The sequence below is a fragment of the Paractinoplanes tereljensis genome (assembly GCF_016862435.1).
Taxonomy (GTDB): domain Bacteria; phylum Actinomycetota; class Actinomycetes; order Mycobacteriales; family Micromonosporaceae; genus Actinoplanes; species Actinoplanes tereljensis.
Window position 1 is genome coordinate 41,705 of the sequence record NZ_BOMY01000036.1, and the last position, 22,176, is coordinate 63,880.

The 22,176-nt window shown below is 69.5% G+C and carries 18 protein-coding genes; 9 read left to right on the forward strand and 9 right to left on the reverse strand.

Going from position 1 to position 22,176, the window contains the following annotated elements; all coding sequences use genetic code 11:
• Window positions 1-357 precede the first annotated feature (357 nt).
• Window positions 358-1,845 (forward strand): alkaline phosphatase PhoX, encoded by a 1,488-nt coding sequence (locus Ate02nite_RS27935; RefSeq protein ID WP_203810791.1) that lies wholly within the window; start codon window positions 358-360, stop codon window positions 1,843-1,845.
• A 36-nt stretch (window positions 1,846-1,881) separates the two neighbouring features.
• Here the strand turns inward: Ate02nite_RS27935 and Ate02nite_RS27940 are convergent, their stop codons facing one another.
• On the reverse strand, window positions 1,882-2,718 hold the full coding sequence (locus Ate02nite_RS27940; protein WP_203810793.1) for a TolB family protein: 837 nt from the start codon (window positions 2,716-2,718) through the stop codon (window positions 1,882-1,884).
• A gap of 37 nt (window positions 2,719-2,755) precedes the next feature.
• Here Ate02nite_RS27940 and Ate02nite_RS27945 point away from each other — a divergent pair, with 37 nt between their 5' ends.
• Entirely contained in the window at window positions 2,756-2,977 is a 222-nt protein-coding gene (locus tag Ate02nite_RS27945) for a hypothetical protein (RefSeq protein WP_203810795.1), read from the forward strand.
• 234 nt (window positions 2,978-3,211) lie between these two features.
• Here the strand turns inward: Ate02nite_RS27945 and Ate02nite_RS27950 are convergent, their stop codons facing one another.
• Window positions 3,212-4,888: an amylo-alpha-1,6-glucosidase gene (locus Ate02nite_RS27950; protein WP_203810797.1), complete on the reverse strand. Its 1,677-nt coding sequence runs from the start codon at window positions 4,886-4,888 to the stop codon at window positions 3,212-3,214.
• Window positions 4,889-4,965: 77 nt separating this feature from the next.
• Here Ate02nite_RS27950 and Ate02nite_RS27955 point away from each other — a divergent pair, with 77 nt between their 5' ends.
• Window positions 4,966-5,958: an acetylxylan esterase gene (locus Ate02nite_RS27955; RefSeq protein ID WP_438871261.1), complete on the forward strand. Its 993-nt coding sequence runs from the start codon at window positions 4,966-4,968 to the stop codon at window positions 5,956-5,958.
• Here Ate02nite_RS27955 and Ate02nite_RS27960 read toward each other — a convergent pair.
• From Ate02nite_RS27960 to Ate02nite_RS27990, 7 genes are read right to left on the reverse strand one after another with little or no spacing between them, the layout of a single operon-like run.
• Window positions 5,917-8,121: an FtsX-like permease family protein gene (locus tag Ate02nite_RS27960; RefSeq protein WP_203810799.1), complete on the reverse strand. Its 2,205-nt coding sequence runs from the start codon at window positions 8,119-8,121 to the stop codon at window positions 5,917-5,919. The genes Ate02nite_RS27955 and Ate02nite_RS27960 overlap by 42 nt on opposite strands.
• Window positions 8,118-8,789, reverse strand: coding sequence for an ABC transporter ATP-binding protein (locus tag Ate02nite_RS27965; RefSeq protein WP_203810800.1), 672 nt, complete (start codon window positions 8,787-8,789; stop codon window positions 8,118-8,120). Before Ate02nite_RS27965 ends, Ate02nite_RS27960 begins: the two co-directional genes overlap by 4 nt.
• Window positions 8,786-9,310 carry a PadR family transcriptional regulator gene (locus tag Ate02nite_RS27970; RefSeq protein WP_203810802.1) on the reverse strand — a complete coding sequence of 175 codons (525 nt, stop codon included), beginning with the start codon at window positions 9,308-9,310 and terminating at the stop codon, window positions 8,786-8,788. The genes Ate02nite_RS27965 and Ate02nite_RS27970 overlap by 4 nt, the downstream gene beginning before the upstream one ends.
• Before the next feature lie 58 nt (window positions 9,311-9,368).
• The gene (locus tag Ate02nite_RS27975) at window positions 9,369-10,748 is read right to left on the reverse strand and encodes a non-reducing end alpha-L-arabinofuranosidase family hydrolase (protein WP_203810804.1); all 1,380 of its coding nucleotides are present in this window, start codon (window positions 10,746-10,748) and stop codon (window positions 9,369-9,371) included.
• A 22-nt stretch (window positions 10,749-10,770) separates the two neighbouring features.
• A complete protein-coding gene (locus tag Ate02nite_RS27980; RefSeq protein ID WP_203810806.1) occupies window positions 10,771-12,453 on the reverse strand; it encodes a cellulose binding domain-containing protein in 1,683 nt (560 codons plus the stop codon).
• Complete coding sequence (locus Ate02nite_RS27985; RefSeq protein ID WP_203810807.1) at window positions 12,450-14,408, reverse strand: family 43 glycosylhydrolase; 1,959 nt, start codon at window positions 14,406-14,408, stop codon at window positions 12,450-12,452. The genes Ate02nite_RS27980 and Ate02nite_RS27985 overlap by 4 nt, the downstream gene beginning before the upstream one ends.
• Before the next feature lie 5 nt (window positions 14,409-14,413).
• Entirely contained in the window at window positions 14,414-15,769 is a 1,356-nt protein-coding gene (locus tag Ate02nite_RS27990; RefSeq protein WP_203810808.1) for a glycoside hydrolase family 10 protein, read from the reverse strand.
• Between the two features lie 319 nt (window positions 15,770-16,088).
• Between Ate02nite_RS27990 and Ate02nite_RS27995 the strand changes: the two genes are divergently transcribed.
• From Ate02nite_RS27995 to Ate02nite_RS28020, 6 genes are all read left to right on the forward strand, one after another.
• Window positions 16,089-17,063, forward strand: a complete 975-nt coding sequence (locus Ate02nite_RS27995; RefSeq protein ID WP_239147751.1) for a LacI family DNA-binding transcriptional regulator — start codon at window positions 16,089-16,091, stop codon at window positions 17,061-17,063.
• Window positions 17,064-17,186: 123 nt separating this feature from the next.
• Window positions 17,187-18,140, forward strand: coding sequence for an alpha/beta hydrolase (locus Ate02nite_RS28000; RefSeq protein WP_203810810.1), 954 nt, complete (start codon window positions 17,187-17,189; stop codon window positions 18,138-18,140).
• A 78-nt stretch (window positions 18,141-18,218) separates the two neighbouring features.
• Window positions 18,219-19,571, forward strand: coding sequence for an ABC transporter substrate-binding protein (locus tag Ate02nite_RS28005; protein WP_203810811.1), 1,353 nt, complete (start codon window positions 18,219-18,221; stop codon window positions 19,569-19,571).
• Window positions 19,571-20,482, forward strand: coding sequence for a carbohydrate ABC transporter permease (locus Ate02nite_RS28010; RefSeq protein ID WP_203810812.1), 912 nt, complete (start codon window positions 19,571-19,573; stop codon window positions 20,480-20,482). The genes Ate02nite_RS28005 and Ate02nite_RS28010 overlap by 1 nt, the downstream gene beginning before the upstream one ends.
• Window positions 20,479-21,303: a carbohydrate ABC transporter permease gene (locus Ate02nite_RS28015; protein WP_203810813.1), complete on the forward strand. Its 825-nt coding sequence runs from the start codon at window positions 20,479-20,481 to the stop codon at window positions 21,301-21,303. The genes Ate02nite_RS28010 and Ate02nite_RS28015 overlap by 4 nt, the downstream gene beginning before the upstream one ends.
• A gap of 3 nt (window positions 21,304-21,306) precedes the next feature.
• On the forward strand, window positions 21,307-22,164 hold the full coding sequence (locus Ate02nite_RS28020) for an SGNH/GDSL hydrolase family protein (RefSeq protein ID WP_203810814.1): 858 nt from the start codon (window positions 21,307-21,309) through the stop codon (window positions 22,162-22,164).
• Window positions 22,165-22,176 lie beyond the last annotated feature (12 nt).

The following is a 22,176-nucleotide window of genomic DNA, read 5'->3' on the forward strand; positions in this document are numbered from 1 at the left end:
GAAGCGGTCCCCAGCAGCAAAAACAGGCCCAGGAGGGTACGTCGAATCTGGATCACAAAAGCCAACCTCGGTGATCGGGAACAGGAGTCACCGAGGTCTAGGGCTTAACCCACGCTACAACGATCCCCATGAGCTCGCAGCGCGGAGCACCTCGCGCGCACAACCTCGTCGTCGCACTCGGCGAACCGGGCAGAGCCGGGCCAGCAGGGTCGCCTTACATTGACGCTGGTCAAGGCATGAAAGTATCGATCTAACCACCCCAAGTTTCCCTCCCATTCACCGATGCTTTACCCCCGAATCGAAGGCTTCCTGAGTACCCGATTTCTGTTGTCGGCGCACCCAGGAGAGTGTCCAATCATGACCATTTCTCGTCGTCAGATCCTCAGTGGAGGAGCTGCGGCCGGAGTCGGCCTGACCGTCGCCGGAGCACTGCCCACGCTCGCGGAGCCCGCGGCCGCGCACAGCTCGCACGGACACGGCGGCCGGCCGTTCCCGCCGTTACAGGACGACCCGAACGGCATTCTGGCCCTGCCCGCCGGCTTCTCCTACAAGATCGTGACCCGAGAGGGCGTAAGTGATCTTTCGTCGGGTCAGGGAAAGACGCCCGCCTATCACGACGGAACCGGCGTGGTCGCGGCCGGGCGTAACCGCCTGACGATCATCCAGAACCACGAGCTGACGCCGCACATGTCCGCCCACGGCGTTCCGCACATCGCCGGAACCGTCTACGACCCGGGCGCGCCCAACGCCGGCGGCTGCACGGTGATCCACACCGACGGCCACGGGACGCTGGTCTCCGAGTGGGTCGGCATCTCCGGCACGGTGCGCAACTGCGCCGGCGGCGTCACCCCGTGGGGCACCTGGTACACCTGCGAGGAGACCTTCATCAACGCGGGCACCGCCTGGACGGCCGGCACCAACACCGGCACCTACGCCAAGGACCACGGGTACGTGTTCGAGGTGCTTCCGGGCGACTCGAAACACCAACTGCCCAAGCCGATCAAGGCATTCGGGCGGTACGACCACGAGGCGCTCGCCGTCGAACCGAGCCTGCAGCGCGTCTACCTCTCCGAGGACGCGAGCGGCCCGACCGGCCTGTTCTACCGGTGGACCGCGCCGCACGGCGTCCGGCTGCGCGAGGGTGCCGCCAACTGGCTCGGCGACACCGCCGGCAAGCTGGAGGCGATGCAGATCCGCCTGGACGACGGCAGCATCCTGCCCGACGTCGCCTACCTGACCTCGGCGCAGATCGGGCGGCCGTTCAAGGTCACCTGGATCGAGGTGCCGGAGCGGGACGCCAGGACCACGCCGATCCGCAAGCAGTTCGCCGACGGCACGGTCACCCGCGGCAAGAAGTTCGAGGGTGTCTGGAGCACGGGCAAGGGCTGTTACATCGTCAACAGCTTCGCGTTCGCCGACGCCGACCTGCCCGCCGACGCCACCCGGCACGACGGCATGGTCTGGTTCTACAACTACGCCGACCAGACGATCACGCTGACCACGTACTTCCCGCACAACCCGGCCGCCGAGGGCGAGGGCGCCTTCCCGAAGTACGCCGACCTGACCTTCGACGGTCCGGACAACGTCACGGTGACCCCGTGGGGCACGCTCGTGCTGGCCGAGGACGGCGTCAAGGCCTCGCACGTGCTGAGCACGGTGCCGGGCGGACCGACCTACGCGATCGCCCGCAACATGATCAGCAACGGCACCTCCAACGGTGCACCGACGTACTCCGAGTTCACCGGCCCGACCTTCTCGCCGGACGGCAAGGTCCTCTTCGTCAACATCCAGGTTCCGGGCATCACGCTCGCGATCACCGGCCCGTGGGAGAAATACCTCGGCTGAGCCGCCGGCCCGTCAGGCTCGGCCGAGCCTGACGGGTCAGCCCTCGGGGTAATCGACGTAGGCGAACCGACTCCCCTCGGGAGACCAGCTGTTCACGTTGATCGTGCCCTGGCCGCCGGGCAACCGGACGACCGTTTGTGCCGATCGCCAGTCGTCCGCCTCCACCAGGCACAGCTCGACGTTCCGGTCGGCCGGGTGGCCGGTCGTTCCCGGCGGATAGCTCAGATAGACCGCTCGGCTGCCGTCCGGGGCGAAGTGCGGGAACCAGTTGACCCGTTCGTCGAAGGTGAGCTGCTCGGCGCCGGTGCCGTCCGGGCGGATCCGGGCGATCTGGGCGCTGCCGGTGAACCGCTCGGTGTTGAAGTAGATCCACTCGCCGTCCGGGGTGTACTCCGGGCCGTCGTCGGTGCCGCCCGACTCGGTCAGCCGGGTGGTGCGGGTGCCGTCGACGCCCACCGTCCAGAGGCTGGCGGTGGTCCAGTCCTGCTGCTCGATGCCGACGTAGGCCAGGGTCTCGCCGTCCGGGCTCACCCCGTGCAGGAAGTGCATACCCGCGCCGGACGTCACCCGGCGCACCGGGCCGCCGCGCAGCGAGGCCTGGTAGATGTGCCAGTCGTTGGCCGAGACGTAGACGGTCTCGCCGTCGGGGGCAAGCACGTGGTCGTTGTTCAGCTCGGGCACCCCGTCCAGCGAGATCTGCCGCGGCTCGCCCGAGCCGTCGGCCGGGAGACTCCAGAGCAGTCCGTCACCGTTGAGAATCAGGTGACCGTCCGCGGTCCAGTTCGGCGCCTCGAAATGCACGGTCGAGCTGGTGTGCACCAGGGTCGTGCTGGCGGTGGTCACGTCGTACACCTGAATCCGGCAGGTCTTCATCCTCAGAACCTAGCGGGTGGGTCCTACGATCCGGCGCATGCGACAGGCCGGGCGGTGGGTGACGGCGGCGGTGCTCGGGGCGCTCGCGCTCGGCTGCGCCCAGCCGGGCACCGGTGACGGGGACGCGTCGCCGCTTCGGTCGGCCGGCCCGTCCCCCTCCATCGCCCCGCCCACGCCGGCCGGGAACGCGGGTGACGGAGCACCGCAGGTAACCGGCGCCGCCGCCGAATTCGGCTGCCTCGAGCCCTACACCCACTGAGCAGATCCCTTTTCCGTACGCCCTGGTCCAGTCCCGTGGCACTCGGTCCCGGTAGGTGCAGCTCGCCCTCCGCGCGCCCGCCACGGGCGGGCCCGGCCCAGGACCTCAACCCCTTCGGTTGCGCGAGAGGCGCGGCACGTGCCGGTGTTGTGCGGTGGTCGCGTGGTGGCGGCGGTCGGGGGTAGTTGCGGTTGTCTGCGGTGTCGCCCGTACCGGCAAAGGGTTTGAAGGTTTCTAGGCGCGGGCCGCCAGGATCAGGTAGGCGGCGGCGGTCCAGGTGTAGGCGCGGTCTCGGAGGCCGGTGCCGGTTTCGGCGTCGAAGTTCTCGGCGAAGCCGGACTTCTCGCACAGCGCGCGGAACCGCCGGCTGATCTCGTCGGCCAGAGCGGCGTGGCCGGACCGGCGCAGGCCGTCCTCGATCAGCACGGTCGACGGCGCCCAGATCGGGCCGCGCCAGTAGCCGTCGGCCCGGTAGTTCGGCGAATCGGTGGTCTCGGTTGCCGGGCCGTGCGCGGTCAGGTGGGTCGCGATCAGGTCGGCCAGCGCGGCGCTGACCGGCGGGGGCAGCTCGGCGCCGGCCGCGATCGGCATCAGGTCGAGCAGGCTCGCGCTGGTGGTGGTCTCGCCGGTCTCGGCGTTCCGGGCTCGGAACCGGGTGCCGTCCCACAGCTCCAGCATCGCGGTGCGGATCTGGGCGGCGGTCGACGCCCACTCCTCGGCGTCCGCCGGGCGGTCCAGTTCGGTCGCGAGGCCGGCCAGGCAGTCGAGTTGCAGGGCCAGGAAACCGGCCAGGTCGGCGGTCTCCACCAGCCGGGCCGGGTCGAAGGTGGTGGCGTTGTCCCAGCCGCTGTCGTTGCCGTGCTGGTAATGCGGCAGCGGGTGGCCGGGCACCCGGCGGTGGTCCAGCCAGAATCGGGTCCAGCGGGCCAGCCGGTCGTACACCTCGGTCAGTTCCCGCTGGTCGAGCCGGCGGGGCAGTCGTTCGCGCAGGTGTCGCAGGGCCCATCCGTGGATGGGCGGCTTGACGAAGTTGTGCAGCACCTCGGAATGCGCGATCGAGTCGGGCAGCGCGCCGCTCTCGTCCTGGTGGTCGAAGGGCAGCAGGAACTGGTCGAGGGCCAGCTCCGGGGCGCCGGCCGCGAGGGCGATGGCGTTGAAGCAGTGGTCCCAGCTCCAGACCTTGTCCATCCAGTGCTTCGACATCAGCACGGCGGGCCGGCCGAGGAAGCCGGCGGGATCGACGGTGGCCGACCAGAGGACGTAGGCGGCCAGCTCCGCGGCCGGCGTGCGGTCGCTGCGCCAAGGCGCAACGGCATCGGCGTACGCCGCAAAGGTCTCTGCCGCGGCCTTGGTGATCTCGTCAAAAGAGACCCCCGACGCGTACGGGGTACGAGCGGTCCGGTACTCCTCGATCGCGAGCTCCCATTCGCCGTCCGGCAGCGTGAGGGCCCGCTCCCCCGCGCCGAGCAGCTGGTTCCCGGCCTGGCCGGCCAAGGTTCCGGACAGCACCGTGATCCGGTAGCGGCGGCCGGTCTCGTAGGAGGTGAAGACGTACGCGCCGTCGATCGGGTCGCGGTAGAGGTAACTGCCCGCGAACGGGGTCAGCGCCGGGGCGGCGGTGGCGATCCGCAGCCCGAGGCCGGCGCCGCGCACCCGGACGGTGTCGGGGCTCTGGTAGGAGGCGTCGATCCGCCGCGGCCCGGCCGTCCAGGACAGCCGGGCCGGGGTCGCCACCAGCTCGGTCTCCGCCCGCACCCCGCCGGTCAGCGGGGTGAGGCACAGGACCGGGTGCATCCGGGTCTGATGGGAGACCAGGTGCACGTCCTCGGCGTACGTCTGCTCCGCCACCACCGGGGAGAGCCCGAACCAGGAACCCCGGTAGCTGAACGGGATGTCGCGGAGGGAGAACATCGAACTCGCTTTCTGCTGCGGTCGGTCTTTGCCACCCAGAGTAGGAAGATCAAAGGATCACCGAGAAGGGAACTGACTTGCTGACCGATCTCGCGCCCGAGCAGCTCGCTACCTATCGCAGCTCGCAGGTGGAACCGGCTGACTTCGACGACTTCTGGGGTGGCACGCTGGCCGAGGCGGCGGCGCACGACATCGACGTGCGGCTGACCGAGGTGGCGACCGGGCTGGCCACCATCACCACCTACGACGTCACCTTCCGCGGGTTTGCCGGGCAGGACGTCCGGGCCTGGCTGCGCCTGCCGGCCGGGGCCACCGGGCCGCTGCCGGCCGTCGTGCAGTACGTGGGGTACGGCGGTGGGCGCGGGCACTACCTGGAGAACCTGTTCTGGGCCTCGGCCGGCTTCGCCCACCTGCAGATGGACACCCGCGGCCAGGGCTCCGGCTGGAGTCTCGGCGTCACCCCGGACGACGCGCCGTCGCCGCCGCAGGTGCCGGGCGTGCTCACCCGGGGCATCCTCGACCCGGCGACCTACTACTACCGGCGGATGTTCACCGACGCGGTCCGGGCCGTCGACGCCGCCCGCAGCCTGGACGTGGTCGACGCCGACCGGGTGGCCGTGGCCGGCGGCAGCCAGGGCGGCGGGACCGCGCTCGCCGTCGCCGGACTGCGCTCCGACCTGGCCGGGCTCGCGTCGTTCGTACCGTTCCTGTGCGATTTCCCGCGGGCCGTGCGGGCCACCGACGCGTACCCGTACCGGGAGATCATCGACTTCCTCAAGGTGCACCGGGGCGAGGGTGAGCAGGTGCACCGCACCCTCGCCTACTTCGACGGGGTCAACTTCGCGCCGCGCGCGAGCGCCCCGGCCCTGTTCTCCGCCGCCCTGCGCGACGCCGTCTGCCCACCGTCCACCGTCTACGGCGCCTACCACCGGTACGGCGGCCGCAAGGAGATCCGGGTCTGGGAGTTCAACGGGCACGAGGGCGGCGGGATCCTCGACGAGGAGGCCGCGCTGCACTTCCTGCGCGGGCTACTCGTTGCGGGCGGTCTCGGGACCGGTGATCCGGCGTAGCAGGGGCAGCGTCGACGCGATGATGCCGAGGGACGCGGCCAGGCCACCGATCACCAGCAGGTAGTAGGTGGGGCCGGGCGAGTGCAGCGAGTAGTCCAGCTGCGCTCGCAGGAACAGGTGGGCGGTGAGGAAGCCCATCCCGGTGGCCAGGGCCGCGACCAGCAGCAGCGGCACCACGCTCTCCAGCGCGACCACCTGCCGCAGGGTGGCCAGCCGGGCGCCGGTCAGCCGCAGCATGCTGAACGGCCGTTTCCGTTCGGTGAGGCCGCCGGCCACCGCGACCGCGAGGCTGCAACCGGCGATCGGCAGGCTGGCCAGGATGACCACGTTGGCGAGCTGCTGCCACTGCACCAGCTGCTTGCCGAAGTCGCCCTGGAACTCGCCGTTGGTGGCGGGCAGCTGGCGGCCGGGATACGCGTTCTCGAGGGTGGTCCGGGAGCGTTCGACGGCCGCGGCACTGCCGTCGGTCTGCACCACGACCGACAGGATCGGCTGCTCGGCCACCTCGGCCAGGGTCAGCGCGCTGGCCTGCCACACCGTCACCGGCGCGATGGACCCGCCGTCGTGCTGCCCCTGGAGATCCTGGCTCACCTCGACGACCTGGGCGCCCGCCGGGCACCGCCCGAACAACGGCCGGGACGCCAGTTCCGAGCACGCGATCAGACCGGGCCCGATATCGCTGTTGGTGTCCACCGGGAACAGCGGATTGCGCCGGACGACAAGCGTGCCGTCGACCCCGGACAGCACCGGCGGTGGGGCGACCGTCTCGTCCGTGCCCGGCCAGAAGTTCTGGACCAGGGCCACGTTTGCGGCCGAGCCGCGCTCGACCGGCGTGCCCCGGTTGTCGACCAGGGTGGTGATGATGCCGCTGGCCGCCGCGGTCACGAACAGCGCCAGCATCAGCCCGCTCACCGCCCGGAACCCGGCCTGCGGATTGTCGGCCAGGCGGCGGCCGGCGATCAACGCGGCCGGCCGGCGGGCCCGGCCCGCCAGCAGCCGGGCGCCGACCATGGTCAGCCACGGCCCGGCCACGACCATCCCGATCATCACGGCGAAGATCCCGGAGAGGTACGCGATGGTCTGCCCGTTCGTGGTCGCCGGTCGCCGGCCGACGAAGTAGGCCAGCTCGGCCACGCCCAGCACCGCCAGGGTCAGCCGCCAGACCCGCGGCGGTTTCGGGGTGACCCGGCGGGTGACGCCGAGCGGTGAGATCTGCACCCGGCGCAGCGCGACCCGGGCGGCCACCGCCGCGGCGACCGGAACCCCGATCGCCACCGCCAGGACGTCCCGCAGGCCGAGCGACAGGTCACCGGTGAAGAACGCCGTCTCGGTGAACGTGATGGTGGCCATCCCGGGCCGCAGCGCGAAGAACACCCCGAAACCGGCGATCAGGCCGGCCGCCGTGGCCAGGGTCGCCTCCACCGTGGCGATCAGCGAGATCTGCGGCGGGGTGGCACCGATCAGCCGCATCGCCGCGAACCGCTGCTCGCGGCGGGCGGCGGACAGCCGGGTCGCCGTACCGATGAACATCAGCAGCGGGAAGATCAGCGCGACCGCCACCACCGACAGCAGCAGCACCATGCCGTCGTTGTCGGTGCCGACCCGGCAGCCCGAGCAACCGCTCGGGTCGAGCGTCTCGATCCGGGTCACCTGGTGGACGTCGGGCATCCGGGACAGGTGGTCGGGGGTGTCGCCGGCCACCACGACCAGGGCCTCCGGGCCGGGCAGGCCGGCCGCGCCGACGGTGCCGATCAGGCGCCCGGGGAACCGGTCGGCGAGCTCGCCGAGCGGGGTGGACCGCAGCTCACGGGCGAGGGCGGGGGACGCGAAGTACTCCCCCGGGCCGGGCAACCGCGGAAGGCCCGGTGGCACCGGCTCGTGCGGGCCGGTGGCGGCGACGTCGACCCGGGCGATCCGGTCACCGTGGAAGTAGTCGCCGCGCAGCAGCCACCAGGTCGGATCGGCGGAGCCCACCACGTCGGTCCGGACCACACCGGTGTTGAGCCACGCGTACCGCTCGTTCTGGGTCTGCGCGGCGTTGACCCCGGCCACCGTGCACAGCAGCAGACCGGTCCCGATGGCGACCGCGACCATGATGATGGCGAGCCGGACGACGGCCTCGCGCCCGCCGGCCAGGGCGAGGCGGATCCCGAGCCGGATCACGGGTGCACCAGCGTGGTGACCTTGCCGTCCCGCACGATCACTTCGCGGTCCGCGTACGCCGCCACCCGGGCCTCGTGGGTGACCACGACGACGGTGGTGCCCTCGGCCCGGGCCGAGGCGACAAGCTGGTCCATCACCTGCTCGCCGGTCAGCGAGTCGAGCGAGCCGGTGGGCTCGTCGGCGAACAGCACCCGGGGACGGGAGACCAGGCCCCGGGCCAGCGCGACGCGCTGGGCCTGGCCGCCGGACAGCTCGCCGGACCGGCGGCGTTCCAGACCGTCCAGGCCGAGTCGCTCGAACCAGGCGCGGGCCGCGCGCAGCGCCGGCTCGCGGCGGGTGCCGGCCAGCAGCAGCGGCAGCGCCACGTTTTCCTCGGCGGTGAGCTCGGGAACCAGCTGGCCGAACTGGAAGACGAACCCGAACCGGTCGCGGCGCAGGGCGCTGCGCTCGTTCTCCCCCAGGGTGTCGACCCGCCGGCCGTCGAAGTGGATCTCCCCTGCCGTCGGCACCAGGATGCCGGCCAGGCAGTGCAGCAGCGTCGACTTGCCGGAGCCGCTCGGCCCCATCACCGCGAGGATCTCGCCGGCCCCCACCGCCAGGTCGGCGCCGCGCAGCGCGGGCGTGTGGCCGAACGAGAGCTCGACCCCGCGGGCCTCGATGATGATCACCGCCGGACCTCGGCCCGCAGCGCGTCGAGCCGGGCGGCGGTGGTGTCGATCCACCGCAGGTCGGCCTCCAGGTGGAACAGGCCGTGGTCGGCGAGCAGCCCGTCGACCAGGCCACCGGCCCGCTTGATCTCGGTCAGCTCCCGCATCCGCTGCAGGTGGGCGGCCCGCTGGGCGTCCAGGTATTCCTCGGCCGGGCGCTGGAGCATCAGGGCCAGGACGACCTTGGAGAACAGGACGCTCTGCAGATGGGGCTCGGGGGCGACCGGCTCGGCCAGCCAGGCACTCACCTCGGTGGCGCCCTGCTCGGTGATCACGTAGCGCTTGCGGTCGGGGCCGTCGCCCGGCTCGGCCTCGTTCATCACGATCTTGCCGTCCCGGGCGAGGCGGCCGAGGGTCGAATACACCTGCCCGAACGGCAGCGGCTTGCCGCGGCCGAAGAAGGTGTCGTAGTCGCGCTTGAGGTCGTAGCCATGGCTCGGCTCGCGCTCAAGCAGCCCCAGCAGTGTCAGCGGAACGCTCATGAGGGAACCCTACACCGGGGGTATACCTCGCGTATATACCCCCGGGTTAGGGCCGCCCTCAGGGTTGCCGGGTCAGCAGGCCGGGGCGGTACGGCAGGAGGCCGTAGTCGCCGCCGGAGCTGGGGGAGCGTCCCTGGTAGAGCAGCTTCAGGTTGCAGGGGTCGACGGTGAAGGTTTGGTCGGCGCTGGTGCGGACCAGTTCGCCGTGACTGATGTCGTTGGTCCAGGTGGCACCGCTGTTGGCTTTGCCGGCGAACGGGTTGCTCTCGGTCGCGGCCTGCGCCGTCCACGATCCGCCCAGGCTGGTCGCGGTGAACGAGCGGAAGTAGCGGCCGTTCGAACCGATCGCCTCGACGATCATCAGGTACTGGTTCTGGCCCGCGATCTTGTAGACCTGCGGGGCTTCGAACAGGTTGTTCGTGGAGTCGCTCATGATCGTCGTGTAGGAGGAGCCGAAGGTGCCGGGGAAGTTGCCGATGGGCATGCTGGCCCGGTAGATCTTGCCGTTGTCGCCGGCGAAGAACAGGTACATGTTCGTGCCGTCACCGATCAGGGTTTGGTCGATCGGGCCGGTGCCGGAGCCGGTGATGCTGCCGGAGAACAGTGGTTGGGCCGTCGACCAGCCGTTGGCGTTGGTGGGGTCGCTGGAGGTGCGGTAGGAGAACGCGGTGGCGCCCCACTGGTAGGCCAGGACCCAGATGTTCTTGGGTGCGAAGTAGAACAGGGTGGGTGCGACGGTGCCCGAGGACATGCCGTTCTGGCTGGCCGAGGCCATCTCCGACCAGTTGGTGAACAGGCCGAAGTTCATCGAGCCCCAGGTCGATCCGGTGTCGTGGGTGGTCGCGTAGACGAGTTGCTTGCCGTTGTACGGGACGGTGGTGAAGTCCTTGAGTGACACCCAGCCCGACTTCGGGGTGGCCAGCACACCGGTCGACGACCAGCGATAGGTCGACGGCAGAGTGCACGTGCTGGGCGGCGGCGTGGTGGGCGCGGTGGTCGGCGTCGTCGTGGGCGTCGTCGTCGGCACGGTGCCACCCGTACACGTCACGCCGTTCACGGCGAAGCTTGCCGGGACCGGGTTGCTGCCGGTCCACGACCCGTTGAAGCCGAACGCCACCGAACCGCCGGTGGCGACCGCGCCGTTGTAGCTCACGTTCTTCGCGGTCACCGCCGAACCGCTCTGGGTCAGCGTCGTGTTCCACGCCTGGGTCACCGTCTGCCCGGCACCGAACGACCACGTCAGCGTCCAACTGGTCAGCGGATCGCCGAGGTTGGTGATGGACACGTTGGCACCGAACCCGCCCTGCCACTGCGACGAGACGGCGTAGTTCACCGAGCAGCCCGCGGCCGCGGCACCGGCCGGCAAGGCTACGGCCACCGCTGCTGACGCCAGCAGCACGGCGCCGACCGCCGCCAGGCCGATTGTGGATCTGGACATGATGCTTCCTCCCGAGGGGATGTCAGAGGGTGAACACGAGCGTGGAGATGCTGCGGGCGGGGATGCTGACGGTGACCTGACCACCGTTCACGCTGGTCGGCTGGACGGCCGCGTTGACGGTCCGGGAGGTGAGGTAGTCCTCGGCCCGGGTGACGGTCTGCGGCGCCTGGATCACGGCGTTGTTGACCGCACTGCCCGACCGGTTCAGGATGACCAACTTGATCTTGCCGGCACCCTGGTAGGCGGTCACCTCCAGGGGCGACGCGGCGGAACTCTTGGTCACCGCGACCCGCTGGTCGCCGGGGCGGACGTACTTGGCGTACTGCGCGAAGGCGTAACCCCGCTTGAGTGGGGCTCCGGTGGTGGTGCCGGCGGTGCCGTCGCCGATGAACGAGTAGAAGCGCTTGCCGTACCACCAGATGTAGGCGCTCCAGTTCGACTCCATCGACTTGTGCACGGTGCGCACGACGTCGTCGAGGGTCTCGTCCCACACTGCCTGGTTACCGCCGTCGGCCCACGCGGTCGAGGTGTCACTTGCGGCCTCGTGGAAGTTCCACTCGGTCATCCACACCGGCTTGTTGTACTGCGCGGCCAGCGCGTACGGCTTGAGTCGCCCGGAGTCCTCGGTGCCGTAGAGGTGCCCGCCGATGTAACCGATGTTGTTGCGAGCGGTCGCGTCGTTGAGGGTCGGGTCGGTGTAGCCGTAGTTCAGGTTGACCGCCTCGGCCACCATCAGCCTGGTGTTCTGGATCTTCGAGCCCTGGTCCCGGACGAAGTTGCGCAGTTCGTCGCCGCTCCAGTCCATCGAGTCATAGGCGGGGTGCCAGTCCGGCTCGTTCTGGATCGAGACCACGTCGATCGTCACGCCCTGCCCACGCATGTACTGGACGTAGCTGTTGAGGTGGTTGGCGTACTCGTCGTAGTAATCGGTCTTGAGTTTGCCGCCGTTGATCCGGCTGTTGTTGGTCTTCCACGCCGCCGGCGCGGTCCACGGCGACGCCAGGATCTTCACGTCCGAACCCGACGCCTCCGCCGTCTTCAGGGCGCTGACCTGGGTCGCCCATTCGCTGGAGACCGGGGAGATGCCGGTCCGCACGATCGACAGGCCGAGCTGGCTGGTGCCCGGCCCGACCAGTGTCTGGGTCTCCGCGGTCGACCAGGCGCTGCCCCAGATGGAGACCGCCGAGCCGAACCCGTCGATCGTCTGGTACTTGGTCGCGGTGTTCACGGTGATATCGGGCGTGCCGCTCGGCGCGGTGGTCGGTGCGGTAGTCGGCGTCGTGGTCGGTGCCGTGGTCGGCGTCGTGCTTCCGGTACAGGTCACGCCGTTCACGGCGAAGCTCGCCGGGACCGGGTTGCTGCCGGTCCAGGAGCCGTTGAAGCCGAACGAGACGGTGCCGTTCGTGGCGACCGACCCGTTGTAGCTGACGTTCTTGGCGGTCACCGCGGCACCGCTCTGGGTCAGCGTCGCGTTCCACGCCTGGGTGACCGTCTGACCGGCGCCGTAGGACCAGGTCAGCGTCCAACTCGTCAGCGGATCACCGAGATTGGTGATGGCCACATCGGCGCCGAAGCCACCCTGCCACTGAGACGACACGGTGTAGGCCACCGCGCAGCCGGCGGCTGCGGCGCCGGCCGGCAGCGCGGCGACCCCGACCGCGGCCAGCACGGCGCTCGCGGCCACAGTTGCTCCAAGCCTTCTCATGAGGTCACTCCGAACTGGTTGACGGTTACCGCGCCGCCGAGGGCGCTGGTGGCGTAGTTGAAGACGCCGAAGCGATAGCCCATGAAGAACTGCCAGTCGCTGTTCAAGGTGAACGCCGGCCCGAGCGTGCTGAACGTGCTGCCGTTGGTGCTGTAGGAGAAGGTGGCCGTACGGCCGGAACCGGGTTGGATGTTGGCAGTGACCCGCAGCCAGATCTTTCCGCCGGAGACCGTCGCCCCGGCGGCTTCGGTCCCGGTACCGGTGGTGGTCCACCCGCTGGTCGACATGGTCAGCCCGTTGGTCATCGACACCCGGGTGGCACCGTTGTCCTTACGGATGCCGATCCACGCCGACTGGTCGCGCAGCATGGCCAGGCCGGCCCGGTCCCCGTTGGCCATCGCCGAGTAGTCCAGCTGGATCGTCGCGGTCGACGACGGCCCCTGGATCCGGCGGGTCAGCGTGTTGCGGGCGTTGTACAGGTCGTTCGTGACCGTCGCGGTGGACAGCTTCAACCCGTTGCCGACGCTGAACTTCGACGTGTCCGGATTGTGGTTCCACTCCCACTGCGGGCCGAGAGCCCCGGTGAACGTGTCGGTGCCGACCATCGACGCCACCGGGTGCCACGGCAGGTTGGGCCGGGGATAGCTGCTCCCCCACCGCCCGTTGACGGTCTGCAGCACCGGCCAGCCGTCACTGCTCCAGCTGATCGGGGCCATCGTCGGCATCCGGCCACCCGGGTAGGCGTCGGTGAACGCCATGTAATACCAGTCGCCGTTCTGGGTCTGCACCAGCCCGCCCTGGTGCGGCACACCACCACCGGAGATCGGGCCGGGCAGGTCCAGCAGCACCTGCCGCTGCTCGTACGGCCCCCACGGGCTGGTCGAGCGCAGCACGTACTGACCGTTGGCGGGCCGGGTCAGCCAGATGTAGTAGTAGTTCCCGCGCTTGTACATCCGCGAGCCTTCGAGCGTGCCGATCGACGACGGCGTCGTGTAGACCGCCTGCGAGCGCACCTCCGAGCTCAGATCCGCGGAGAGCTGGGCGACGCTGATCGTGCCGTTGCCATAGGCGACATACGGGGTAGCGCCGTCGAACAGCAGCCCCGCGTCGTAATAGCACTTGCTGATCTTCGCCTTCTTCGACCAGGTGCCGTCGACGGCCTTCGCGCTGTACACATAGGTCCGGTTGAATTCGGTGCACCCCAGCCAGTAATAGGTTGAGTCGCTCGGCCGGAAATTAAAGGCCGAAGCCCAAATTCCTTTGACGTACGCCCGGGAGCCGCTCAAGTCATAGGCGGCCGAGTCGAAGTCCAGCCTCGGCACCGAGTGCCCCGCGTACTCCCAGTTGACGAGGTCGTACGACCGCAGAATCGGCGCACCGGGCGAGTAATGCATGGTCGAGGCGGAGTAGTAGTAGACGTCGCCGACCCGGATGATGTCCCCGTCCGCGAAGTCCTGCCAGACGACCGGGTTGGTGAACGTGGCCGGCCCGCTGGTCGGCGGGGCGGTAGTCGGAGCCGTGGTCGGGGCTGTCGTCGGGCTCGTGGTCGGGGCCGTCGATCCGGTGCAGGTGACCCCGTTGAGTACGAAGCTCGCCGGCACCGGGTTGGCCGAGGTCCAGGTGCCGTTGAAGCCGAAGCTCGCGCTTGCGCCGGTGGCCAGGCTGCCGTTGTAGGCCGCGTTGGTCACCGAGACCTGGGTGCCGGACTGGGTAACCGAGCCGTTCCACAGTTGCGTGACCGTCTGACCGGCCGCGAACGACCAGGTCAGGGTCCATCCGGTGAGCGGATCGCCGAGGTTGTCGATCTGCACGTCGGCGCCGAACCCGCCCTGCCACTGGCTGCTCACGGTGTAGGTGACCCGGCACCCGGCGGCGGCCGAGGCGGTGCCGGCCACGGCGGTCAGACCCGCGCCCACGGCGACGGTCAACATCGCGGCGAGGACCGTACGTCGCATCGCCGTCACCCCGCCTGGCAGGCCGGCGTGCCGGCCGGGCCGGTACCGGTGCCCTGGAAGCCGAACTCGGTGTAGCCGCCCGCCGCGATCTGCCCGTTGTAGGAGACGTTGCGGAAGCTGACCGCACCGGAGCTCCCGGTGTTTGTCGCGCTCCACACACTGGTCAACGCGCTTCCGGACGGCAGTGTCAGGCTTACCGTCCAGCCGTTGACCGCACTGGAACCGGCCGCCACCCGCACCGTGGCGACGTATCCGCCGTTCCACTGGTTCAGCGACGTGCTCGCGCTGCACCCGCCACCGACCGGCGGCGTGGTCGGGGTGGTGGTGGGGCTGGTCGTCGGGCTGGTCGTCGGGTTTGTCGGCCCGGCGGCGTTGAGGGCGTTCAGGACCGAGGTGTACGCGGCCTTCTTGTTGCCGGAGTTGTCGAACAGCAGCGGGTTCTCTCCGGTACGCCAGGAGTCGCTGTCCCGGATCCCCCAGACGGTGATGCCGGTGCAGCGCGACACCGCGAGACAGGCCCTGGTGACGCCGGCGTAGACGGTGGCCTGGTTGCCCCCCTGCGCCACATCGAGCTCGGTGATCTGCACGTCGACGCCGGCGTCGGCGAAGCGCTGCAGGTTGCTCTGGTAGTCGCCGGGGATGCCGGTGCCCAGGTGGGACTGGAAACCGACGCAGTCGATCGGCACCCCGCGGGCCTTGAAGTCCTTGACCATGTTCAGCACACCGGTCGACTTCGCGTTCACGCCGTCGGTGTTGTAGTCGTTGTAGCAGAGCTTCGCGTTCGGGTCGGCGGCCCGGGCGGCCCGGAACGCGGCCTCGATCCAGTCGTTGCCGGTGCGCTGCAGGTTGGAGTCGCGGCGGCCACCGCCTCCGCCGTCGGCGAAGGCCTCGTTGACCACGTCCCAGGCGTAGATCTTGCCCTTGTAGTGGGTGGCGACCTGGGTGACATGGTTGATCGCGGCGCTGCGCAGCGTGCTGCCGGACAGCGACTGGGCCCAGGACGGCTGCTGAGCGTGCCACAGCAGCGCATGACCACGGACCTTGGCGCCCATGGACACGCCCTGGTTGAGGATCCGGTCGCCGTTGGTGTAATTGAACGATCCGCGGGACGGTTCGGTCGCGTCCCATTTCATTTCGTTCTCGGGTGTGACCGAGTTGAACTCGCGGTTCAGAATGCCGGTGTAGGTGCCGTCGGAAAGCCTGCCCGCGGCGATTGCCGCGCCGAAGTAACGGCCGCTTTGAGCGGCCGAAGCGCCGAGTGTGCTGGCCGCGTCGGCGGTGCCGATCATCGCGATGCCGGCGGCCAGAACGGAGGCGGCGACGGCTGCGGAAAGCACGACGAAACGGGGACGGATGGTCATGGTGGGTGACGACCCTTCTTACGTACGGGGAAGGCGCCTCAAGAAAGGGGGATGGGCCCTCCACCCGCGATAGTGAACGTTAACAGGGAGGTGTCGAAGATATTACGGGAGCGCTCCCATGGATACAAGGAAGCAATCGATAAAGGTGACTCGATCGATTCATAACAATTTTCAGCAAGCCATTTTGAACTAATTATGAAAGCGCAGCGGCCGAGCGGATCGCCGGATTCGACGAACCCCCGGCCGCCCGGGTGTGCTACTTCTGGTAAAACACTTCGAGGCTGGCGGAGAGGCGGGGACGTTGACGGCGGGTCATCGGGTGACCATCTACGAGGTTGCCGACCGCGCCCAGGTGAGCATCTCGACGGTGTCGAACGTCCTGAACAAACCCGACCGGGTCAGCCCCGCAACCCGCGAACGGGTCCTGGCCGCAGCCGACGAGCTGGGCTTCATCCCCAAGATGCAGGCGGTGAGCCTGGCTCGGCGCGGCGCCGGGCGGATCGGCGTGATGGCCCCGTTCACCTCGTACGGGTCGTACCTGCGCCGGCTGTCCGGGCTGCTGACGGCGGCCACCGAACTCGAGATCGACGTCATGGTCTTCGATCACGAGTCGGCCGCCCTGGCCTCGTCGCCGGTGCTGGCCAGCATGCCCATCCACGGCCGGCTGGACGGCCTGATCGTGATGGGCCTGCGGATCGAGGACGCCATCGCCGAACGCCTCCGCGAGCGCAGCCTGCCGACCGTGGCGGTCGACGCCGACAGCACCCTGTTCAGCCGGGTGGTGATCGACGACAACGCGGGCGGCCGGCTGGCCGCCGCCCACCTGCGGGACCGGGGCCACCGCCACGTCGGTTACCTTCTGGAACGGCAGGTTTCCGACTACGAGTCGCAGGCGATCAAACGGCTGACCGGGTTCCAGGAGGTCATCGGCGCCGCCGGCGGCACGGTGGTCGTCGCGGACAGCGACAACTCGGTCGGTGCGGCCCGGCAGGCGGCCGCCGCGCTGCTCGACTCCCCCGACCGGCCCGGCGCGATCATGGCGCACCACGACGCTCTCGCCGTCGGCGTGCTGCTGGCCGCCCGCGACCGCGGACTCCGGGTTCCGGGCGATGTGGCGATCATGGGCTTCGACGACGGCGAGGCGGCGACGGCGGCCGACCTGACCACCGTCCGCCAGCCGTTCGAGGAGTCCGGGAGCGTCGCGCTCGGCGTCCTGCTCGGCCACATCGGCGGTTCGGAACTGCGGTCGACAACCGTTCTCGACGTCGGCCTGGTCGAACGTTCCACTACCTGACACTCGATCTGGTTGCATAGTCTCTGAGCTGCGGCTGCGCACGATAAAAGTGCTTTAATGGAAACACTTGACAGGCCTGCCGCGATGAGGTTTCGTGCTTGTAACACGACCCGGGAGGTGACTATGGAGCTGGACGAGGCGGTCCGGACGTTCCTGTCCACCAAGCCGGATTCCGGTGATCCGCAGGCACCGCTCACGCTGCGGCGGGCGGCCATCCGAGCCGGCGTCGACTCGCTGTTCGCGATGTTCGGCCACCCGGTCGCCCCGGCCCACCGGGAGCACGACGTCGAGATCACGGTGCCCGGCGGCCGGATCCGGCTCCGGGTCTACCGCCCGAGCGACGCGTCCGGCCTGCCGATACATGTCTTCCTGCACGGTGGTGGGTTCTGGCTGGGTTCGATCGACGAGGACGTCAACGACGCGACCTGCCGCACCCGGTGCACCGAGGTCGGCTGCGTGGTGGTCGCGGTGGACTACCGGCTGTCCCCGGAGCACCAGTTCCCCACCCCGCTCGAGGACTGCTACGCCGGTCTGCACTGGGCGGTCGAGCACGCGGCCGAGATCGGTGGCGACCCGGCGAACGTGTCGATCGGTGGGGTGTCCGCCGGTTCCACGCTGGCCGCGGCCGTGGCGCTGATCTGCCGCGACCGCCTGGGGCCGGCACTGCGGCTGCAACTTCTCGAGGTGCCGCCGCTGGACCTGACCCTGGACGGCATGCGCGCCTCCGGTGTCGGTGACGACTTCGGCATCACCGTCGACGAGATGGCCCTGTGTCGCGACCTCTACCTGCCGTCGGCGGCGGACGCCCGCCGGCCGCTCGCGTCGCCGCTGCACGCGGCGACGGTCGCGGGCCTGCCGCCCGCTCAGATCATGACGGCGCAGTTCGACCCGCTGCGCCCCGACGGCGAACGGTACGCGGACCGGCTACGAGCAGCCGGCGTGCCGGTCTCCTACCACTGCTACCCGGGTGCCGTACACGGCGCGCCGCTGCTCACCGGCACCTGGCCGACCGCCCGGACCTGGCAGGACGACCTCCTGCACGGCCTGCGCGAAGCGCATTTCCCATTGCACCGCTGAACCCACCGATCCCACCGTTACCCCGGACCCGGCCGTGCCTCGGCACGTCCGGAGATTCTGCGATCCTGGAGGCCTGACATGGCTCATGGACCCACCCGCCGATCACTACTCGCCACGTTCACCCTTGCCACCCTTTTCGCGGGCGCGTGCAGCGCACCCGGCGACAACTCGGATTCCTCCGCCGCGAACGCCAGCGCGGCCCCGGTCACGTCCGCGACCTGCGGCACCGGCCCGGTCACGCTGAAGGGTTACTTCGAAACCGGCTTCGCCCTGCCCAAGAGCCTGTCCGACGAGTTCACCAAGCAGTACCCGAACGTCAAGTGGGACATCCGCGAGGACCAGTTCGCGGTGATCACCCAGAACGCCCCGCGGGTCCTCGCCGACGACCCGCCGGATTTGATGCGCCTCCCCCAGGTGTCCGAACTGGTCAAGGACGGCCTGCTGAAGAACCTCGACGGGTACGCGCAGGCGTTCGGCTGGGACAAGTGGCCGGCCTCCCAGCTCGAGCAGATGCGGGTGTCCTCGACCGGTCAGCGCGGCGACGGGCCGCTCTACGCGATGGGCCTGAATTTCAGCATGACCGGCATCTTCTACAACAAGAAGATGGCCGCCCAGATCGGGATGACCAAGCCGCCGGCCACCCTGGCCGAGCTCGACGACCTGCTGCAGAAGGCCAAGGCCGCCGGCCTCACGCCGATCAACCAGTTCAACGGCGGCGCCACCGGTGGCCTCGCCTTCCCCCTGCAAAACCTGATGGCCGCGTACGGCGAGGCCGGCGCGATCAACGACTGGATCTTCCAGAAGTCCGGCGCCACCATCGACACGCCGACCAATCTGCAGGCGACCCAGCACCTCGAGAAGTGGCTCAAGGCGGGTTACTTCGCCGACGACATCAACTCGCAGGACTACGCGACGATGATGAGCCGCTTCATCGGCGGCAAGAACCTGTTCATCTTCGACGGCGACTGGGAGTCGGGCAACCTCGACAAGCAGATGGCCGGCAACGTCGGCTTCTTCCTGATGCCGTCGGCGACCGCCGGCGGGAAGCAGGCCGCGATGTCGGCGCCGCTCACCTACGGCATCAGCAGCAAGGCCAAGAACGCCGACTGTGCCGCGTTCTTCCTCAACTGGGTCGCCACCAACCAGCAGGCTCGGGACATCGCGGTCAAGGTCGGCGGTTCGCACCCGATGGGCCCCTCCGACGCCTACATGCCGGCTGTCGCGGCGGGGACCGTCACCGCCGGCACGCTCGACGCCGGGGCGACCATCGGTAAGGACAACGGCGCGATGGACTTCATCGCCAACGCGACCGGCGCCATCTACGCCAAGAGCTGGACGCCGCAGCTGCAGAAGCTGGCGGCCGGCCAGCAGACCCCGGACGCGCTGCTCAAATCCGTGCAGAAGGACTACGAGACCCAGGTCAAGAACTGATGTCGGTTCCGATCACGGGGCGGCGCGCGCGTCGCGCGCGCCGCCCCCGGGCGGCCTGGCTCGGCTGGTTGTTCGCGCTGCCGGCCATCCTCATGTACGCCACCTTCGTACTGCGTCCGCTGGTGCTGACCGTGCAGTACTCGTTCTACGACTGGAACGGCATCGGCGCGTCGACGTGGGTCGGTCTGGACAACTACCGCCGGATCTTCACCGACTCGGAACTGTTCGCGACGATCGTGCACGCGTTCGAACTGATCGTGTTCTTCAGCTTCGTCCCGGTGCTGCTCGGCCTGTTCGTGGCCGCGACCATCCGCGGCATCGCGGCCAGCCGGCTGGCCGCCGTGGCGCGCACCGTGCTGTTCCTGCCCCAGGTGATCCCGCTGGTCGCGGCCGGCATCATGTGGAGCTGGCTGCTCTCGTCGACCGGGCTGGCCAACGAGTTGCTCTCGGCGGTCGGGTTGGACCGCCTCACCCGGGCCTGGCTCGGCGACTTCGGCACCGCGCTGCCCGCCGTCGGACTGATCGGTGCCTGGGTGCTTGTCGGCCTCTGCACGCTGCTGCTGCTCGCCGGAATGAGCAAGATCGACCCGTCGCTGTACGAGGCGGCGCGGCTGGACGGCGCCGGCCCGGTGCGCGAGTTCTTCTCGATCACGCTGCCCAGCCTGCGCCAGGAGATCGGCGTCAGCGTCACGGTGACCGTGATCGCCGCCCTGGCCAGCTTCGACATCGTCTATATCGCCACCCAGGGCGGCCCCGGCAACTCCACGATGGTCCCTGGCCTGGAGATCTACTACCTCGCCTTCTCCGAACGGGAGATCGGCATGGCCTCGGCCCTGGCCGTCGCTCTGGTCCTCCTCGTCCTCGCCGTCGTCCTGCCGATCCAGCGCCTCACCAGGGACGGTTCCCGATGATCGTCAATCGCCGCGAGACGCTGATCGGGCGGGTCCTGTTGGTCCTGCTGATGGTGATCACCATCGTGCCGTTCATCAGTCTCTTCGTCACCGCACTCCACCCGGCCGGCACCTACCCGTCCGGGCTGTCCTGGCCCGACAGCCCGCAGTGGGGCAACTTCGCCGACGCGTTCCGGGCCGCGAACATGGGCAAGCTCCTGTGGTCCAGCTGCCTCATCGTGCTCGGTGTCGTCCCGCTCTCGCTGCTGTTCGGGGCTCTGGCCGGCTTCGCCTTCGGACACCTGCGGATGCCCGGCCACCGGATCGGCTTCCTGGTCTTCGTGCTCGGCCTGACCCTCCCCTTCGAGGGGATCATCACGCCGCTGTACTACCAGGTGCGCGACATGGGCCTGCTCAACACCCGCTGGGCGATCATCCTGCCGCTGATCGGCCTGTTCATGCCGTTCTCGGTGGTCTGGATGCGGGCCCACTTCGTGACCATGCCGGACGATCTGTCGGAGGCCGCCCGGATCGACGGCGCCAGCACCTGGCAACTGTTCTGGCGGGTGCACGTACCGCTGGCCATGCCCGCCCTGTCCTCGCTGGCCATCCTGCTGTTCCTGTGGACCTGGAACCAGTTCCTGCTGGCCATCGTGCTCGTCGACGACCCACAGAAACGGACCATGGCGGGGGCGCTCGGCGCCTTCCAAGGCCAGTGGGGCACTGACATCCCGCTGCTGTGCGCCGGGGCGCTGCTCATCCTGGTGCCCACCCTGGCGGTCTTCCTCATCTTCCAGCGCCGCTTCGTCACCGCGCTGCTGCAAGGTTCGATCAAGGGCTGAGACATGAACGCACCACAGCCGACGGCCCGTGCCTTCACCGACAACGAGCGCCGCCATTTCCTCCGCTACACCGACACCGGGCAGTGGCCGCTGCTGCGGCGCTTCCCGATCTCGGCCGACCTGCACACCGACCTGCTGGCGCAGATGCTGGCCAGCACGCCGGAAACGGTCCGTGCACTGGTTCGCTCGCTGCACGACGAGACCCGGGCCACGGCAGTGCGGATGCTGAGCGACGACCGGTACCGCGAGGCGGTCGCGGACCTGCCGTTCCGGCCCGGCGACCGCATCGTCGCGGTCGGCGACTCGATCACCGCCGACCGCCTCGGCTGGTTCGAGCTACTCGCCACGTCGATCGGGCTGGCCGGCGGCCCCACGGCCGGGCTGATCAACCTGAGCATCAGCGGCAACACCACCGCCGACGTGCTGGAACGCTTCGATCTGCTGGAGGCGGCCAAGCCGAGCCGGGTCCTGCTGATGCTCGGCACCAACGACGCCCGTGCGCACGGCCGCGCCGGAAGCTACCGGATGGCCACGGCCCACGAGACCGAACGCAACCTGCGGGCACTGGTCGACCTGGTCACCCGGGATCTGAACGCGGAGATCACGGTCATCACCCCACCGGCGGTCGACCAGCACCGTGCCGACGCGTTCTTCAGTGATGTCCCGCTGCGGTGGCACGCCTCCGACGTGGCCGAGGTGGCCGACGTCGTCACCAAGACCGCGCCCGGAGCCGTCGACCTCCATCGGGCTATGAGCGCACCGGGCCGCGGCGACCTCCTCGAGTCCGACGGCGTGCACCCGACGCCGGCCGGCCAGGAGTTCATCCTTTCCCGGATCGTCGAGCATCTCCGGGCCCGGTGACCTCAGGATCCG